Below are 16,420 nucleotides of genomic sequence, written 5' to 3' on the forward strand. Positions count from 1 at the left end.
GCGCCTCGCGTACGGGCCGGCGGTGCGGCCCGCCGAACGAGCGGCGTAGGAGCGAGCGGCACGATAGGGTGCCGCCGAGCACGGCTGACCGGGTGTGGTGACCATCGACCGGACACGGCTGAAGTGTTCCTCGGCTCACTCCTGTGTTGTAGTGGGTCGTGTCACGATTTCCGGCGGCCGGTGAGGCACTTCCGGTGATCGGATGAGCGTGTCGGCACCGTCTCGGGAGGCGGGTTTGTGCGAGGACCGACAGCCACGACGAAAGCGTGATCCGACGGCGACCAGGACGGCGCTGTTGCGTGCGGCGGGCGAACTGTTCGCCGAGCGCGGTTTCGGCCAGACCACGGTCCGCGAGGTCGCCGCGCGCGCCGAGGTGAATCAGGCACTGCTGTTCCGGTACTTCGGTTCCAAACAGGAGCTGTTCGCCGAGGTGCTCAGTCACAACAGCGAGGCGTTGTTGCGGAGCGGGCCCGCGGCGGAACTGCCGCGTCGCATCCTGGAGAGTGTGCTGTCCGAGCACACGCGTTCCGGTGCCGAGCACACGCTGGTGGCCCTGCTGCGTTCCCTCAGTGACGAGCGGGCGGCCACGTTGTTGCGTGACGAGCTGGGTGGTTCCTACTCGGGTCGGCTGGCCTCGCTCACCGACGCCCCCGATGCCGAGCTGCGGGCCGACCTCGTGCTCGCCTGGTTCTTCGGTGTGGGCATGATGCGTTCCGTGTTGCGCAAGAGCCCGCTGACCGAGGCTTCGCCCGAGGTGGTCGTCGACTACCTGATGCGTGCCGTTCCACTGCTCCTGGAACGGAACGCGTCTGCCGGTGAGGAGTGAGCGGCGTCGTCCGGTTCGGGTGTGCGCCGGAGCGTCGGGTGCTCCCGTTACCTGTTCGGCGGAATGCGTGGCCCGGTTCGGGCTCTTACCATGCGGATAGTAAGCAACTGCTTACTTGTCGTCTCGTGTGCGGGAGCCGAGCATGACCACCGTCGACCCGACGCCGCGGACCTATCCGTTCAGCTCGCCCGACAGACTGCGGCTGGACCCGTTCTACGCGGAGCTGCGCAAGCAGGAACCGGTGTCGCGGGTGCAGCTTCCCTACGGCGAAGCGGCATGGCTGGCCACCAGATACTCCGACGTGCGAACAGTCTTCGCCGATCCACGGTTCAGCCGCGCGGCCACGGTGGACAAGGACGAGCCACGCGCGCGCCCGAATCCGCAGCAGACCGGCATCCTGACCATGGACCCACCGGAGCACACCAGGCTGCGCAAGCTGGTGGCCAAGGCGTTCACCGCTCGCAGGGTCGAGCAGCTGCGGCCGCGCGCGCAGCGGATCGCCGACGACCTGAGTCGGGCCATGCGGCGCAGCGGGCCTCCGCTGGACCTGGTGGAGGAGTTCGCGTTGCCGCTGCCGATCACCGTGATCTGCGAACTGCTCGGGGTTCCCTACGAGGACAGGACCGACTTCCGGGTCTGGTCGGATGCCTTCCTGTCCACGAGCAAGCTGTCCGAACAGCAGGTCAACGACTACATCGGACAGATGCGTGCCTACATGGCCGGGTTGGTCGAGCAGCGGCGGGAGCGTCCCGCCGACGATCTGCTCAGCGCGCTGATCCAGGCGAGGGACGAACAGGACAAGCTCTCCGAGACCGAACTGCTGGACCTCTCGGTGGGTCTGCTCGTGGCCGGGCACGAGACCACGGCCACCCAGATCCCCAACTTCGTCTACGTGCTGCTGACGCATCCCGAGGAGCTCGGCTGGCTGCGTGCCGATCCGGAACGCATTCCCGCGGCCGTCGAGGAACTCATGCGGTTCGTCCCGCTGGGGGTCAACGCGGCCTTTCCACGCTATGCCCTGGAGGACGTCGAGCTCGGCGGTGTACTGATCCGCGCGGGTGAGCCGGTTCTGGCCAGCCTCGCTTCGGCCAACCGCGACGAGTCCGTCTTCGAGGATGCCGACCGGCTCGATCTGCGACGCGACTCCAACTCGCACATCGGCTTCGGGCACGGCCCGCACCACTGCCTCGGGGCGCAGTTGGCGCGGATGGAACTGCAGGTGGCACTGGGCACGTTGCTGCGGGACTTCGAGGACCTGCGGCTCGCAGTGGACGAACCGGAGGTCTCCTGGAAGACCGGAATGCTGGTGCGTGGACCGAGGAATCTCCCGGTGACTTGGTGACCCTGTGACAGCGCCGTGCTTTCCGGATTCCGGTGGGCCCTCCTCGTCCGTCGCGCTCGTCGTGTCGCGGAGCGAAACCGTGGGGCGAACACTGAACCGACGGCGTCAGTGCCGAAAACATGGAAGGTGATCGGATGAGTTGGCAGGTCGAGGTCGACGGCGAGACGTGTATCGGTTCGGGAATGTGTGCCGCCATCGCCGAGGAGCATTTCCAGCTGGTCGACGGTGTCTCGCGCCCGTTACGAACTGACATCGACCCGGAGGACGACGTGGTGGACGCGGCCGAGTCCTGTCCGGTGGAGGCGATCCGAGTTCGTGACGCGCAGTCGGGACGCACCTTGGCTCCCGAGCCGTGATCGGGGCGCGCTCCTGCCGGCGCCTCGTCGCGGCCCGCGGGTGATCGTGCGCCGTGCCTCGTGGGGTCAGTCACGGCACGGCGTCCTTCCGGGATCTTCCCGCCGTGTGGCGACTATGCTGGGGCACCATGTCGCGTCCTCGCCGAATCGGCGTCATGGGGGGAACCTTCGACCCCATCCATCACGGCCATCTCGTCGCAGCGAGTGAGGTGCAGGCCCAGTTCGGCATGGAGCAGGTGCTGTTCGTGCCGACCGGTCAGCCCTGGCAGAAGGGCCACGAGGATGTGAGTTCGGCCGAGGACCGTTATCTGATGACGGTGATCGCCACCGCCTCCAACCCGCGGTTCTCGGTCAGCAGGGTCGACATCGATCGCAGCGGTCCAACCTACACGATAGACACGCTCTCCGATCTGCGGCGGCAGTACCCCGACGCGGAGTTGTACTTCATAACCGGGGCGGACGCCCTGGAACAGATTCTCTCCTGGCACCGGGTGGACGACCTGTTCGATCTGGCGCACTTCATCGGAGTCACACGTCCGGGGTATTCCCTGGACGACGAACACCTGCCGCGTGGTTCGGTCAGCCTGGTCGAGATCCCCGCCATGGCCATCTCCTCCACCGGATGTAGACAGCGCGTCGCCTCCGGCCTGCCGGTCTGGTACCTCGTTCCGGACGGAATAGTCCAGTACATCAGCAAGCGCGGCCTCTACCGCCGCTTCGGCCAGTCACCCGCGCAGGAGTGGGGGCCGTGATCAAGCGTCTCGTTGGCCGGAGGAGTTCCGGTTCGGTGGATCGGGAGGTGCGTGTCGCGGCGACTCTGGCGAAGTTTCGACGCTGGAGAGCATGCGGTTCTCCAAGGGGTGCCCATTGGGGTCGACCGTAAGTACCGAAACCTCGCCCGTGGTTTCCAACACGACAGCTTGGACCTGGTCCAAGTGCGTCACTCCCGCGAGACGCAGTTTCGAGTAGAGGTCGTCGCGGGTCATCTGGGCGTGTTCGAGGTTGCGACTGAGTTCCTCCCGCCCATCCATCAACAGCAGTGGTCGGTTATCGGCGAGCCGCTCGAAGCTCCCTAGTTTTCGTAGGGCGGCAATCGATGTTTGGGCCGCGAAGAGCATTCCCAGGGCGATGATTCCTTGCAGCAGGCTCACTCCCGAACTCACGGCGGTGGTCGCCATTATCGAGCCGAACGCGACCGTCGCCGCGAAATCGAAGTTTGTCATCTGGGAGAACGATCGGAGCCCTGCGACACGCGAAAAAATGATCATGGCCACGTAGATTCCCAACGTGGAGATGACCACTAGTACGAGCGCCTGCCAGCTCGTGATCAAGCCGCTGAACACCGCATACCTCCCCGGATACGTACTCGAGAGACGAAGCAGCGGCACCATGCCACTGGCACGCTGAACAGAGCTTCGCAGCCCGGCTGCCCGCTTAACCACGCTGCTTCGCTGTTCCGGCTGACCTCGTGTCGAGACAAGACGACGGAGCTGTGTGTGGCGTACCCCTCATCGGAGGCACCGAAACAGTCCGGATCGAGTGGTCAGCGCTTCCTGCCCGCGGCCTTTCCCCGCGATCTCGCGAAGTTTGGCGTTGCGTTGTGTGAGACTTTCACCAGCGGTTCGAACGTCTTGTTCTCATCCGCTCGGCCCCGAGTCATGATGAATACTCACTTCTTCGCGGGTACTCCGGTGACTCGCGATCGTTTCGGGGAGCCGTGCGTTCGCGAATGCCACTGCCGCATGGAAGGCGGATATCCGATCGATCTCTTCCGTGTACTTGCTGAGGGCACGACTCCGGGAAAGGTTTGAGTGCAGTGCTCGCAGCGTCACGCTGGTGGTGAACAGGTGAAAACTCATCATGCGGACCGAGTTCTCGGGTCCTGTGCACGAAAGCTCGTCCCCTGTCCCGGCCGGTACGGCGGATTCCGCCCGCCGAGCGAGGGACGGTTATCCTCGTTCGGAGTACGGGTGGCAGACCGTGACCACCGAGAGGAGCGATGTGGCAGCCAGTGAGAACGCCCGCAGCTTGGCGTTGGTAGCCGCGCGGGCGGCGTCGGACAAGAAGGCCGAGGAACTGCTTCTGCTGGACGTGTCCGACCGACTGATCATCACCGACTGCTTCGTGATCGCCTCCGCCTCCAACGAACGGCAGGTCGGAGCGATCGTCGAAGCGATCGAGGAGAAGATGCGGGCCGCGGGCACGAAACCGGTTCGCAGGGAGGGCACCCGGGAAGGGCGTTGGGTGCTGCTCGACTTCGTCGACGTCATCGTGCACGTGCAGCACTCCGAGGAGCGTGCCTTCTACGAGCTGGAACGGCTCTGGAAGGACTGCCCGGTCATCGAGTTCGACCACGACGGTGCTCCCGACGACTCCGCCGAACAGCCCGACTCCACCGAACAGCCCAGTGAAGAGGGTAGTCAAGCGTGACCCTGCGACGGCTGGTGCTCTGGCGGCACGGCGAGACGGACTACAACCTGGCAGGCCGTATCCAGGGGCATCTCGACAGTGAACTCACCGAACTCGGTCTGGAACAGGCCAAACGCACCGCGCCGCTGGTAGCGGGGTTCGGCCCGGAGGTGGCGGTGAGCTCGGACCTGCGTCGTGCCAGCACCACAGCCGCGGCGTTCGCCGAGTTCACCGGGCAGGAGGTCCGGCTGGACAAGCGGCTGCGCGAGACCCATCTGGGGCAGTGGCAGGGGCTCAGCGGCGCCGAGGTCGAGCAGGGGTGGCCCGGGGCGATGGGTACGTGGCGCACCCAGCCGAGCTGGGCACCACCGGACGGTGAGACCAGGGTGGAGGTCGCCGAACGCGCCTACGAGGTGGTGTGTGAACTCGACGAGGCCGTGGAGGGCACGGCGCTGTTGTGCGCCCACGGCGGGCTGATAACCGCGCTGACCGCCAGACTGCTCGGGTGGCCGACCGAGATCTGGTCCAGCCTCGCCGGGGTGGGCAACTGCGGTTGGACCGTGCTCTCCCGCAGCACCCTCGGCAAGCACGGCTGGCGACTGACGACCTACAACGGCGGGTTCGTCGAATGACGCTCTCCCGGATCGCTCGTGGTTCTCGGCGGGACCCGCGTTGAGCGTCGCCGTGGTCACCGATTCGACGGCGTACCTGCCCGCCCGACGGGTCGAGTACTACGGCGTGCGCGTGATTCCGCTGCACGTGAGTACGGAGGCCGAGCAGTACAGCGACGAGACCTCGTTCGGTCCGGGACGACTCACCGAGCAGCTCCGTCGCGGCAGGCGGGTCACCACGTCGGGGGCGGCGGTTGCCGAGTTCGCCGCCGCCTACCGCGCGGCGCTGGAAGCGGGGGCCGATGGTGTGCTCTCGATCCACCTGTCCGGTGAACTCTCCGGCACGGTGGATGCCGCTCGCACCGCCGCGCGCGAAGTGGCGCCCTCGGCCATCCACGTGGTCGACTCCCGCTCGGTGGCCATGGGGCTGGGTTTCGCCGTGTTGGCCGCCGCCGAGCTGGCCGTTGGGGGCGCGGCGTTGGAGGAGGTCGCCGGAGTGGCCGAGCGTGTGGCGGCGCGGGGAACCATCCTCTTCTCGGTGCAGACGCTGGAGTACCTGCGCCGGGGCGGGCGCATCGGCACCGCCTCCGCCCTGCTGGGAACGGCGCTGGCGATCAAGCCGCTGCTGCACCTGCACGACGGCGTGATCGACGCCGCTGAGAAGGTGCGGACCACCAGTGCGGCCGTGCGGAGGTTGGAGCAGCTGGCTGTCGAGGCGGTCCCGGACACCGGGGCCCCGCACGGACCGGCGCTGGCCGTCCACCACCTGGCGGCACCGGGACGCGCCGAGACACTCGCCCGAAATATCCGACAGCGACTGCCCGGTTGCTCCGACTGCGTTGTTTCCGAGGTCGGGGCCACCATCGGAGCCCACATCGGGCCGGGCTCGGTGGGAGTCGTCGTGTTGCCCGGCGGGTGGAATACCACCGGCATCACACCTTTCGACGACTGAACGGAATTCTCCGCGCGGGGTGTCGCGCTCGCCGGGCGGGATCCGAACGCGTGGCCGGAGGAGCTCCGAGAACTTCGCCCCGCGGGCGTTCCGGTTTTCAACACCGCCTCGTGGCGCTCGGTGCCATCTCGTAGCGTGCGGCTCGCCGCGTAAGTGTCCACAACGCGCTCGGCTGTCCACCGGAGGCGTTCTTCGGTGTTCCCGCTCGGTGCACCGCCGGTTAGCTTCGCCGGTATGCCCCATCTTTTCCGGTCCAACGGTTCGTCCCCTTCGGACGAACGAACCGTTGCCGCCGCCAACGACGAGCTTTCCCCGGCCCGTCGACGGCTGCGGCAGTTGATGGGTTCCGAGGGCGGCGCGACCGTCCCGGTCTCCGCGTCCGACACCGCGGAGAGCGCCGAGGCGTCGGAGATTCGTGAGGCCGCGGAAAGCCACGAGCGGACGGAAACCGGGGATCGGGTGCGGCGGTGGGTGCCCCGAACACCGCGCGAGGTGCTGCTGGATCCGGGCCGGGCGGGGTGCCTCGGCGTCGTTCTCGCCGCCGTGATCGGCTGCCTCGTTCTGCTGCTGAGCCGCGACTCCGGCGGTGGGACCACGCCGGTCCCGTCGACTCGGATTCCGGCTCCGGGAACGGCAGCGGTGACCGATGCGGCCGTCACCACCTCTTCCGACGCCGAGCTGGTGGTCAGCGTGGTGGGCAGAGTGCACGAACCGGGGCTGGTGACGCTGTCGGCGGGCTCCCGTGTCGCCGACGCGCTGCGGGCGGCGGGAGGCCCGCTACCCGAGACGGACACCCTGGCGTTGAACCTGGCTCGGGAACTGTCCGACGGGGAACAGCTCTACGTCGGGGTTCCGGTGCCGTCACGTGCCTCGAGGTCGGTACCGGACGGCACCACCGCCACCGGCTCCTCGAAGGTGGATCTCAACCGGGCCGACGAACAACAGTTACGGGAACTGCCCGGCATCGGTCCGGTCACGGCAGGGGCGATCCTGCGCTGGCGTTCCGAGAACGGGGGATTCGAATCGGTGACCCAGCTTCGCGAGGTCGACGGGATCGGGACGGTGCGGTTCTCGCGGTTGCGCGATCTGGTTCGGGTGTGAGGCGGCGATGACCGAGCCGTCGGGTTCGACCACTGCCGCGTCGACGACCCGCCCGCTGGATCTCCGGCTGGTACCGGCAGCGCTCGGAGTCTGGGGTGTCACGCTGACCGGGCTGCACACCGGCTGGGTCGCCGCCGCCCTGTTGGCGTGCTGCGGTGCCGCGGCGGCAACGGCGTGCCTGTTCGTGACGGGTCGGAGATGGGCCGTCGGGGTGATCGCGTGCTCGGTTCTGGTGGGAACCGCCGGTTTCGGGCTGGCAGTGCGATTGCGTCCTGTCGAGAACCACCCGCTTCGGGAATCCGCCTCCCGGGGCGAGAGCGTACGGCTGCGCGTCGAGCTCACCGAACGCCCCACACCCGTGAGCGGTGCCTCGACCGGCGGTGGTGGGCTCGGGGCACGGTCGGTGGTTCGAGCCCGGATCCGAGCGGTACGACAGCGGGAGCGGTGGCAGCCGGATTCCGGTTCGGTGCTGTTGCTGGTGCCCGCCGAATCCTGGGGCGAGCTGTTGCGGGGACAGCGAGCCACCACCACCGGTGCGGCGCTCCGGCCACGTGGAGCCGATCTGTTGGTCATCGTTCTCGCCGTCCACCAGCCACCGGAGGACGTGACTCGGCCGCCCGTTTCGCAGCGGTTCGCCGAGCGGCTGCGCGCGGGACTACGCGATGTTTCCGATTCCGTACTCTCCCCACGTGCCGAAGGACTCCTTCCCGGCCTGGTGGTGGGCGACACCAGCGGGTTGCTCGACACGGTCCGCCGTGATTTCGGAAAGGCGGGGCTGACCCATCTGACCGCGGTTTCCGGGGCGAACCTGGCGATCGTCTGCGGCGCCGTACTGCTGCTGCTCCGTGCGATGCGTGCGCCACCCCCGCTGGCCGCGGGCTGCGCGGGGGTGGCGCTGGCGGGATTCGTGGTCCTCGCCGGGGGTGAGCCCAGCGTGCTGCGTGCGGCCGTAATGGGGGCGATCGGGTTGCTCGCGCTGGTGCTGGGCCGTAACGGAACGGCACTGCCCGCGCTCGCGGGCTGCGTGATTTTGCTGCTGTTGTGGCACCCCCGGCTGGCCGTGAGCCCCGGGTTCGCGCTGTCGGTCACGGCCACGGCAGCTCTGGTGCTGCTCGCCCCGGCGTGGTCGGGGTGGTTGCGGCGACGTGGGGTGCCCCTGCGGTTGGCTCAGGCGCTGGTGGCACCGGCCGCCGCGCAACTCGCCACCGCCCCGCTCGTGGTCGCGCTGTCCGGGGAGCTCAGCCTCGTCGGTGTCGCCGCGAACGTGCTGGTGGAACCGGTGATCGCCCCGGCCACGGTGCTCGGTGTGGCCGCGACGCTGCTCGCCCCCTGGTTCGCCCCGCTGGGTGAACTCCTGGTGCTGCTGGCCGTTCCGGAACTGGAGTGGGTGCTGCTGGTGGCCCGGTGTGCCGCGAGTTCCTCGCTGGCGACGATCCCGTTGCCTTCCGGGGCGCCGGGAATCCCGCTCGTGATGGCGCTGGTGGGCGCGATCCTGCTACTGCTCCGCTTCCGCACGGGCAGGAGGTTGTTGGGCGGGTCGCTGCTGTCCGTGCTACTGCTGCTGGTCACGATCGGAGTGCGGCCCGGTGGTTGGCCCGTGGCCGGTTGGAGCGTCGTGGCCTGCGACGTCGGTCAGGGGGACAGCCTGGTGCTGGCAACCGGAGAGCGCGACACCGCTGTCGTGGTGGACACCGGGCCCAGCGCCGCCCTGGTCGATCGGTGTCTCGACCGCCTCGGGGTACGGCACGTTCCACTGCTGGTGCTCACCCATCCGCACGCCGATCACTACGCCGGGATCTCCGGGGTGCTGGTGGGACGCGAGGTCGATGCGGTGGCGACGGGAGCGGCCCGACCGTCCATCTGGTCGGACACCGGCGTTCGACAACGGGTACGCGACAGCGACGCGCGGTTGGTGCGGCTGAACGCGGGGCAGCTGATCCGCTGGCCCGCGCTGGCGGTCGAGGTACTGGCCCCGGAAGTGGCCACCGCACCCGTGGGGGCGGAACGGGTCAATGACGCCTCGGTGGTGCTGCGGGCGAAGACCCCGGTAGGGCGGGTGTTGTTGACCGGCGACATCGAACTGGCCGCGCAGCGCGAGCTGCTCGCGGCAGGGGTCCGGCTGGACTCGGAAGTGCTCAAGGTGCCGCACCACGGTTCGGGGTACACCAGCGAGGAGTTCCTCCGGGCGGTTTCCCCACGGGTGGCGCTGATCAGCGTGGGACACGGCAATGACTACGGGCATCCCAGCCACGAGATCGTCACGACGCTGCGCGACCTCGGTGCCGTGGTGCGCCGCACCGATCGCCGCGGGGACATCGCGGTGCTGGGCGGAAAGCGAAGCATGCGGACCGCCAACACCGGCGACCCCTTCCGTCCCGCTAATTGAGCGAGTTCAGCCGGGCTGGAAAATTCCCGACTGGACTATCCGCATAACCACTGACTTTTCTGTGTGCTCGTCGTTGCGTATTCAAGTCGGCGCGACAGCGCCGAACAACCACTCTCGCAGCTCGCACCGCCGCGGGTTCTCTCGTGGTGCTCTCGCGAGGAAGGCCCGACGTTGTGTAGATCGCTACCCGATGTCGGGCCTCCCCGGAGCGAGAGCGGTGCGAGAGGTTCCGCCACGCAGTACGTCGCAAACCCCGCCAACAGGCGGCGAACGAGAGAACCCCGGTCGCTGAGGTGGTTCGATTGCGAGGCAGGGCCGCTCGCCGCGTAGCGACCTACTCAAGAGCGGCCCAACGTGGCAAGCGTCCGCCTCAGCGACCGGTAACCGGCCGAGCGCGAAAGGCGCTCAGCGGTACCGTTCTTCAGAGGTTCAGTGCCTCATCCACTGCTTCGGTGTTCGGCGCCACGGTGGCCTTCGGGCCGACGTGATCCTGCAGCGAGTCCATCGTCTTGAGACCGTCACCGGTGATCATCAGTACCGTCTCCGAGTCCGGGTCCAGTTGTCCGGACTCGATCAGCTTCTTCGTGGTGGCCACGGTGACCCCGCCCGCGGTCTCGGCGAAGATGCCCTCCGTGCGAGCCAGCAGCCGGATGCCCTCGACGACCTCCTCGTCGCTGACGTCCTCGATCGAGCCGTTGGTGCGGCGCACGGTGTCGAGCACGTACGGACCGTCGGCCGGGGCGCCGATCGCCAGCGAACGCGCGATGGTGTCGGGCCGCACCGGCTGCACCACGTCGTTGTTCTGCTTGTAGGCGTCGGCGACGGGGGAGCAGCCCGTGGCCTGCGCACCGAAGATCCGGTAGGGGCTCTGTTCCACCAGCCCGACCTCGCCGAGCTCGCGGAAGCCCTTGTCGACCTTGGTGAGCTGCGATCCGGAGGCGATGGGAACCACGACCTGTTCCGGAATGCGCCAGCCGAGCTGTTCGGCCACCTCGAAGGCGAGGGTCTTGGAACCCTCCGAGTAGTAGGGCCGCACGTTGACGTTGACGAACGCCCAGTCCTCGTGCTCCCCGGCCAGCTCGGTGGCCAGGCGGTTCACGTCGTCGTAGTTGCCGTCGACCGCCAGCAGTGAGCCGTCGTAGACGGCGGTCATCAGCACCTTGGCGCGTTCCAGCGAGGAGGGGACGAGCACCACCGAGTCCCAGCCCGCACGTGCCGCCGCCGCTCCCACCGCGTTGGCGAGGTTACCGGTGGAGGGGCATGCCAGTACCTTGAAACCGAACTCGCGCGCGGCGGCCAGGGCCACCGCCACGACCCGGTCCTTGAAGGAGTGGGTGGGGTTGCCCGTGTCGTCCTTGATCCAGATGCGTTTGACGCCCAGCGCGTTGGCGAGCGCGTCGGCCCGGACCAACCTCGTACAGCCCGGGTCGGTGTTCGGGTGTTGTTCCACATCGGAGGGAACGGGCAGTAGACTCTTGTAGCGCCAGATCGAGCGCGGGCCGGATTCGATGTCCTCCCTGCGCACGCGACCGAAGTCGTAGGCGACTTCCAGTGGCGAGAAGTCCTCCAGGCAGACGAACTCCGGAGCCAGGGGTTGCCGATGCCCCTCTTCCTTGGAAACGAGCTCGGCCGCGGGGCCGAGGTCGAACTTCCGGTCGGTCGTCTCGGACTGTGTTCGGGCGGCAGCTGTCATCGCGAGGTCCTTCCCCTCATCTGTCCCGCTGGCGGGTCGGAATTGGCACCGTTTTCGTCGCCACCACGCCATGAACGTTGTCGCGGTGGCGACGCTGGTTGCCGGGGCTTCGTCGGGCCGGTCCCTCTGCCCCTCTGGATGAGCTATCCAAGTTGTTTCGGCAACGCTACGGCATGAACCCGTCATGCGACCACTTCGATCCAGCATCCGGGACGGGGTTGACCGTCGGGCCGAGTGGGAGAATGCGGACCATGAACTCGGCTCCCGCCTCGTTGCATCTCGTGCTCGGTGACGAAGAACTGCTGGTCGAGCGTGCTGTTTCCGAATCTCTCGCCGCCGCTCGCCGGGCCGATCCCGAAGCCGAGCTACGCCGCTCCAAGGTGAGTGACCTCACCCCTCCCGAGCTCGACGAGATGCTCAGTCCCTCGTTGTTCGCGGAGGGGCGCGTGATCGCGTTGGACAGTGCGCAGGACGCGAACAAGGAGATCGCGGAGGCGGTGCTCCGTCACGCGCGCGCTCCGGCCGAAGGGGTGGTGCTCGTGGTGCTGCACAACGGTGGTGGCAGGGCCAAGCACGCCAAGGAACTCCCCGGCGAACTGCGCGCCATGGGGGCCGCCGTCACCGAGTGCAACCGGATCACGCGGCCCGCAGAGCGGGAGAGCTTCGTTCGTGCGGAGGCCACCCGAGCCGGGGGACGAATCGACTCGGCCGCGGTGAGCGCTCTCGTGGAGACGGTCGGCAACGATCTGCGCGAACTGTCCTCCTCGGTGTCCCAGCTGGTCGCCGATACCGACGGCAAGGTCGACGAGGCAGCGGTACGGCGTTATCACCAGGGCAAGGCCGAGGTCACCGGATTCGTGGTGGCGGAGAAAGCCGTGATGGGGGACCGCGCCGGTGCGCTGGAGGCGCTGCGCTGGGCGCTGCAGCTGGGGGTGCCGCACGTGCTGATCGCCGACGCGTTGGCCGACGCCGTGCGCACCATCGGGCGAGTGGCCAGCGCTGGAGGTGGGGATCAGTACCGGCTCGCGCGTGAGCTCGGTATGCCGGCCTGGAAGGTCAAGAAGGCCCTCTCGCAGGCGCGGGGGTGGAACGCGGCGGGAGTGACCGAGGCGATGCAGCTGGTCGCCTCGCTCAACGGTCAGGTCAAGGGACAGGCCGCCGATGCCGACTACGCTCTGGAACGCGCGGTGCTGGGATTGATCGCGACCCGGAGCTCCCGGAACCAGGGCTGAACGGAAAAGCCGGGCCGACCCCCGGGAAATGGATGGGGACCGCGGAGTACGGGCCTCGCCGCGGCGTGCGAAGAGGCCCGGTTACCGGCGTTCCGGGATGGACGGTCCCGGTGGTGGTCGACCGTCCGGAAAGCCCGATCAGAGCTGGTTGAGCTGCCTGGCCATCGAGGACTTCTTGTTGGCCGCCTGATTGCGGTGGATGACGCCCTTCTTGGCGGCCTTGTCGACCAGGCGGGTGGCGGCGCGCTCCATCTCGGCGGCCTTTTCCTTGTCGCCGGTGGCAGCGGCCTCGCGGAACCGGCGCATCGCGGTCTTCATCGACGTCTTGACCGACTTGTTGCGAAGACGGTTGCGCTCGTTGATCAGGACTCGCTTCTTGGATGACTTGATGTTGGCCACTGTTGCGCCTCTTTCGCTGATCGACTCATACCGCCACCGCGCTCGAACGGCGCTGCCCCCGTCGCGGAGCGTTTCGGATCGCCGGGGAACTCCGGCTCACCGACGGTTCCGGTACGACGGTTCGCGGGCAGCCTTCCTCCACGTCGGAAATGCCGCGCGGTGCGATCGACCATCGTAGCAACGCCGCGCCGCGCGGCCGCGCCCGGTTCCGCTGGTCAGGGGCGCTGCCCGCCGGAGGTGCCCGCTGAGGAGGCCGGGGTTCCCGCCTGTATGCCCCAGCAGTGCGGGTAAATGCCGTCGTGGTCGCTCAGTCCGAGTTCTCGTCCTTGCTGGGCCTTCCTCTGCCGCGCTGCCGTCCGGTCTCACCCGGCAGTCTGCCCGCGTCCCGCAGCGCCTTGCGCAGCAGGAACTCTATCTGCGCGTTCGTGCTGCGCAGTTCGTCGCCCGCCCAACGCGCGAGTGCGTCGTGCACCGCCGGATCCAGGCGGAGCAGGAAGCTCTTACGGGATGCCACGCGACTACCTCACTGGTACAGCGAGCCGGTGTTGACCACCGGTTGGGTCGCCTTGTCACCGCAGAGCACGACCAGCAGGTTGCTGACCATCGAAGCCTTGCGCTCCTCGTCCAGTTCGACGACCTGGTCCTCGGTGAGTTGACCGAGCGCCGATTCGACCATGCCGACCGCGCCCTCGACGATGCGTTGCCGGGCGGCCACGACCGCGTCGGCCTGCTGACGCTGCAACATCGACTGCGCGATCTCGGGAGCATACGCGAGGTGGGTGAGTCTGGACTCGACGACCTTCACCCCGGCCGAGTGCACCCGCACGGAGACCTCCTCGGACAGCTTGGCCGTGATCTCGTCGGCGTTCTCCCGCAGGGAGAGCTCCCGCCCGCCTCTGGTGTCGTAGGCGTAGTTGGTCGCGATGTGCCGCACGGCCGTTTCCGTCTGGGTCTGCACGAACTCGACGAAGTCGTCGACGCTGAAGGATGCCTGTGCGGTGTCGGCGACCTGCCAGACCACCACGGCGGCGATCTCGATGGGGTTGCCCTCGGCGTCGTTGACCTTCATCACGCTGGTCTCGTGGTTGCGGATGCGGGTGGAGATGCGTGTCCGGCTGGTGGTCAGCGGATTGATCCAGTGCAGTCCCTCCTGGCGCAGCGTCCCCGTGTAACGACCCAGGAACTGCAGTACCCGTGCCTCGCCGGGTGAGACCGTCACCAGTCCGGCCATGCCCACCAGGGTGGCGACTCCCAGCGCGATCCCGAACCCGAGCAGCCACCAGGTGGAGGTCGCTCCGCCGAGGGCGGCCAGAGCGGCTGCCATGAGCAGCAGCAGGACGCTTAACCCGAGTATCGGGAGTCCCGAGGCTCGTCTCGCGGGCTGCTCCCTGATCTCCGGTTCCGGCATCGCCACTCCCGTTCCGGTTTCCTCGGTGCTCATCCGTTTCCTCCCCAGCCGTGTTCCGTGATTTCTGGAAGACATCATAGTGATATCACTTTTTCGAGGTGGGGGCAAAGTCGGAAACCGCCGGATGATCTCGGTTACTCGTGGGGGACCGGTGGGACAGCAGGAGGCTAAGCTGCCCGCCCGACGGATGGGCAGCGAACCGGGCTACGCCGTCGACGTCTTCGCGGTGCGTCACGTGTCGGATGTGGACCGGCCGGAGGGAGCTCGAATGGGATCGGCGGCGGTTGCTCTCGTGGTGGTCGCGGCAGCCGTGCACGCGAGTTGGAACTACTTCGCAAAGCGGGTCGCCTCCGGTGGAGCCGCCTTCGTGTGGCTCACCGCCGCCTGCTCCGCCGTGTTGTACCTGCCCCTGGCGGCACTCGTGGTGCTGCACGTCGGACTGCCGCCGTTGCACCTCGGGCTGTTCGTCGTCGTCGTCAGTGCCGCCCTGCACCTCGCGTACTTCGTGCTGCTGCAGCGGGGCTACTCGGTCGGGGACATGTCCGTGGTCTATCCGCTCGCACGGGGGACCGGGCCACTGCTCGCCCTGTTGATCGCGGTGCTGGTGCTGGAGGAGCGCCCTGGAATCACCGGTGTGGCAGGTGGCTTGCTGGTGATGCTCGGGGTATTGGTGATCAGTTCCGGGGGCGGAGACAACCGACTTCGGGCCGGAAAGCTGGCCGGGGTCGGTTTCGGGCTGCTCACCGGCAGCATGATCGCGTTTTACACCGTCTGGGACGCCTACGCCGTCACCGCGCTGGCACTCTCTCCATTGCTGCTCATATGGGGAGATCAGTTGACCCGAGTGGTGCTGTTCGCGCCGTACGCCTGGGTCAGGAGGGACCGGATCGCGGATGTCTGGTCCGGTAACCGGCGCGAAGTGATGCTCGTGGGGTTGTTGTCACCGTTGGCCTACCTGCTCGTGTTGTTCGCGATGCGGCTGGCCCCGGTCAGTCTCGTTGCGCCCGCCCGGGAGCTGAGCATCGTGATGGCCGGACTGCTCGCGTGGTGGCTGTTGGGGGAGGATGACCCGGTCCGACGGATCGCGGGTTCGGTAGTGGTGCTCGGCGGTGTGGTGCTGCTGGGAATCTCCTGAGTGGAGAGCCGGGGCTGCTCACTGTTGGTGGCGTGGGACCTCGGCGGCGAACTTCGGTAGGCCGGTTTGTTCGAGGCGGTTCATCAAGGCGGCGATCGTAGTGGGTTCCCTGGTGTAGGCGCTCACTTGTCTGGTCAAGCTGGCCATGACCCGTCCCGGATAAAGGTCGAGCTGGTCGAGCAGGAACTCGTCCGGGTGTACTGCCTCGAGCTCGTACGGTTTTAACGAGTGTCCGGGGAAATGACGCAGGTTCGCGGTGACGATCACTGCGGCGTTTCCTCGTACGGCGGCCGCCAACACGTGGCGATCACCTTCGTCGTTGGTCATATTCGGGAGCAAGGACTCGTAGCCGGTGACCTCGGCATCGGTGAAGTGTCGACGCATGTTGTGCAGCCGGTGGTCGGCTTGCGTCGTCGAGGTCATTCTGGCCAGGTTGCGATGCAGTTCCTCAAGTACATCGGCCGACCACAGCGGGCGGTACGTCTCCGCCGAGGCCAGCCGCAACAGCGTGTCGTTGAGATACCCGGGGACCAGCACGCACGTGTCCAGGAAGGCGGGGAAAGCCACCGG

At 67.7% G+C, this 16,420-nt stretch carries 17 protein-coding genes and 1 riboswitch; of the genes, 11 read left to right on the forward strand and 6 right to left on the reverse strand.

Annotation, left to right across the window (positions count from 1 at the left end; translation table 11 throughout):
* Positions 1-202 precede the first annotated feature (202 nt).
* The 4 genes from ACOQFL_RS11625 (at position 203) to nadD (ending at position 3,276) form a co-directional block, all read left to right on the forward strand.
* Positions 203-826: a TetR/AcrR family transcriptional regulator gene (locus ACOQFL_RS11625; RefSeq protein ID WP_435544138.1), complete on the forward strand. Its 624-nt coding sequence runs from the start codon at positions 203-205 to the stop codon at positions 824-826.
* A gap of 142 nt (positions 827-968) precedes the next feature.
* Positions 969-2,168: a cytochrome P450 gene (locus ACOQFL_RS11630; protein WP_435544139.1), complete on the forward strand. Its 1,200-nt coding sequence runs from the start codon at positions 969-971 to the stop codon at positions 2,166-2,168.
* A gap of 134 nt (positions 2,169-2,302) precedes the next feature.
* On the forward strand, positions 2,303-2,524 hold the full coding sequence (locus ACOQFL_RS11635) for a ferredoxin (protein WP_435544140.1): 222 nt from the start codon (positions 2,303-2,305) through the stop codon (positions 2,522-2,524).
* Between the two features lie 128 nt (positions 2,525-2,652).
* Entirely contained in the window at positions 2,653-3,276 is a 624-nt protein-coding gene (gene nadD / locus ACOQFL_RS11640) for a nicotinate-nucleotide adenylyltransferase (RefSeq protein WP_435544141.1), read from the forward strand.
* Here nadD and ACOQFL_RS11645 read toward each other — a convergent pair whose 3' ends face one another.
* A complete protein-coding gene (locus ACOQFL_RS11645) occupies positions 3,277-3,867 on the reverse strand; it encodes a DUF421 domain-containing protein (protein ID WP_435544142.1) in 591 nt (196 codons plus the stop codon). It lies immediately after the preceding gene.
* A gap of 658 nt (positions 3,868-4,525) precedes the next feature.
* Between ACOQFL_RS11645 and rsfS the strand changes: the two genes are divergently transcribed.
* From rsfS to ACOQFL_RS11670, 5 genes are all read left to right on the forward strand, one after another.
* Positions 4,526-4,954 carry a ribosome silencing factor gene (rsfS, locus tag ACOQFL_RS11650; protein WP_435544289.1) on the forward strand — a complete coding sequence of 143 codons (429 nt, stop codon included), beginning with the start codon at positions 4,526-4,528 and terminating at the stop codon, positions 4,952-4,954.
* Complete coding sequence (locus tag ACOQFL_RS11655) at positions 4,951-5,565, forward strand: histidine phosphatase family protein (RefSeq protein ID WP_435544143.1); 615 nt, start codon at positions 4,951-4,953, stop codon at positions 5,563-5,565. The genes rsfS and ACOQFL_RS11655 overlap by 4 nt, the downstream gene beginning before the upstream one ends.
* A 40-nt stretch (positions 5,566-5,605) precedes the next feature.
* Positions 5,606-6,496 (forward strand): DegV family protein, encoded by an 891-nt coding sequence (locus tag ACOQFL_RS11660; protein WP_435544144.1) that lies wholly within the window; start codon positions 5,606-5,608, stop codon positions 6,494-6,496.
* A gap of 234 nt (positions 6,497-6,730) precedes the next feature.
* Complete coding sequence (locus ACOQFL_RS11665) at positions 6,731-7,597, forward strand: ComEA family DNA-binding protein (protein ID WP_435544145.1); 867 nt, start codon at positions 6,731-6,733, stop codon at positions 7,595-7,597.
* A 7-nt stretch (positions 7,598-7,604) separates the two neighbouring features.
* Positions 7,605-9,983 carry a ComEC/Rec2 family competence protein gene (locus ACOQFL_RS11670; RefSeq protein WP_435544146.1) on the forward strand — a complete coding sequence of 793 codons (2,379 nt, stop codon included), beginning with the start codon at positions 7,605-7,607 and terminating at the stop codon, positions 9,981-9,983.
* Positions 9,984-10,404: 421 nt separating this feature from the next.
* On the opposite strand, the gene thrC is transcribed toward ACOQFL_RS11670, so the two are convergent.
* Positions 10,405-11,676: a threonine synthase gene (thrC, locus tag ACOQFL_RS11675; protein ID WP_435544147.1), complete on the reverse strand. Its 1,272-nt coding sequence runs from the start codon at positions 11,674-11,676 to the stop codon at positions 10,405-10,407.
* Between the two features lie 13 nt (positions 11,677-11,689).
* A riboswitch (SAM riboswitch) is annotated at positions 11,690-11,821 on the reverse strand.
* A 106-nt stretch (positions 11,822-11,927) separates the two neighbouring features.
* Between thrC and holA the strand changes: the two genes are divergently transcribed.
* Positions 11,928-12,908: a DNA polymerase III subunit delta gene (gene holA, locus ACOQFL_RS11680; protein ID WP_435544148.1), complete on the forward strand. Its 981-nt coding sequence runs from the start codon at positions 11,928-11,930 to the stop codon at positions 12,906-12,908.
* A gap of 138 nt (positions 12,909-13,046) precedes the next feature.
* Here the strand turns inward: holA and rpsT are convergent, their stop codons facing one another.
* The 3 genes from rpsT to ACOQFL_RS11695 all read right to left on the reverse strand — a co-directional run bounded on the left by rpsT (position 13,047) and on the right by ACOQFL_RS11695 (position 14,748).
* The gene (gene rpsT, locus ACOQFL_RS11685; protein ID WP_092924347.1) at positions 13,047-13,307 is read right to left on the reverse strand and encodes a 30S ribosomal protein S20; all 261 of its coding nucleotides are present in this window, start codon (positions 13,305-13,307) and stop codon (positions 13,047-13,049) included.
* A gap of 307 nt (positions 13,308-13,614) precedes the next feature.
* Entirely contained in the window at positions 13,615-13,821 is a 207-nt protein-coding gene (locus ACOQFL_RS11690; protein WP_435544149.1) for a type II toxin-antitoxin system antitoxin, read from the reverse strand.
* 9 nt (positions 13,822-13,830) lie between these two features.
* Positions 13,831-14,748 (reverse strand): SPFH domain-containing protein, encoded by a 918-nt coding sequence (locus ACOQFL_RS11695; protein ID WP_435544150.1) that lies wholly within the window; start codon positions 14,746-14,748, stop codon positions 13,831-13,833.
* A gap of 91 nt (positions 14,749-14,839) precedes the next feature.
* Here ACOQFL_RS11695 and ACOQFL_RS11700 point away from each other — a divergent pair, with 91 nt between their 5' ends.
* On the forward strand, positions 14,840-15,850 hold the full coding sequence (locus ACOQFL_RS11700) for an EamA family transporter (RefSeq protein ID WP_435544151.1): 1,011 nt from the start codon (positions 14,840-14,842) through the stop codon (positions 15,848-15,850).
* Between the two features lie 18 nt (positions 15,851-15,868).
* Here ACOQFL_RS11700 and ACOQFL_RS11705 read toward each other — a convergent pair whose 3' ends face one another.
* Complete coding sequence (locus ACOQFL_RS11705) at positions 15,869-16,417, reverse strand: PIN domain-containing protein (protein ID WP_435544152.1); 549 nt, start codon at positions 16,415-16,417, stop codon at positions 15,869-15,871.
* Positions 16,418-16,420: the final 3 nt, after the last annotated feature.

The sequence above is a fragment of the Actinopolyspora sabaoui genome (assembly GCF_051225635.1).
Classification (GTDB): Bacteria; Actinomycetota; Actinomycetes; order Mycobacteriales; family Pseudonocardiaceae; genus Actinopolyspora.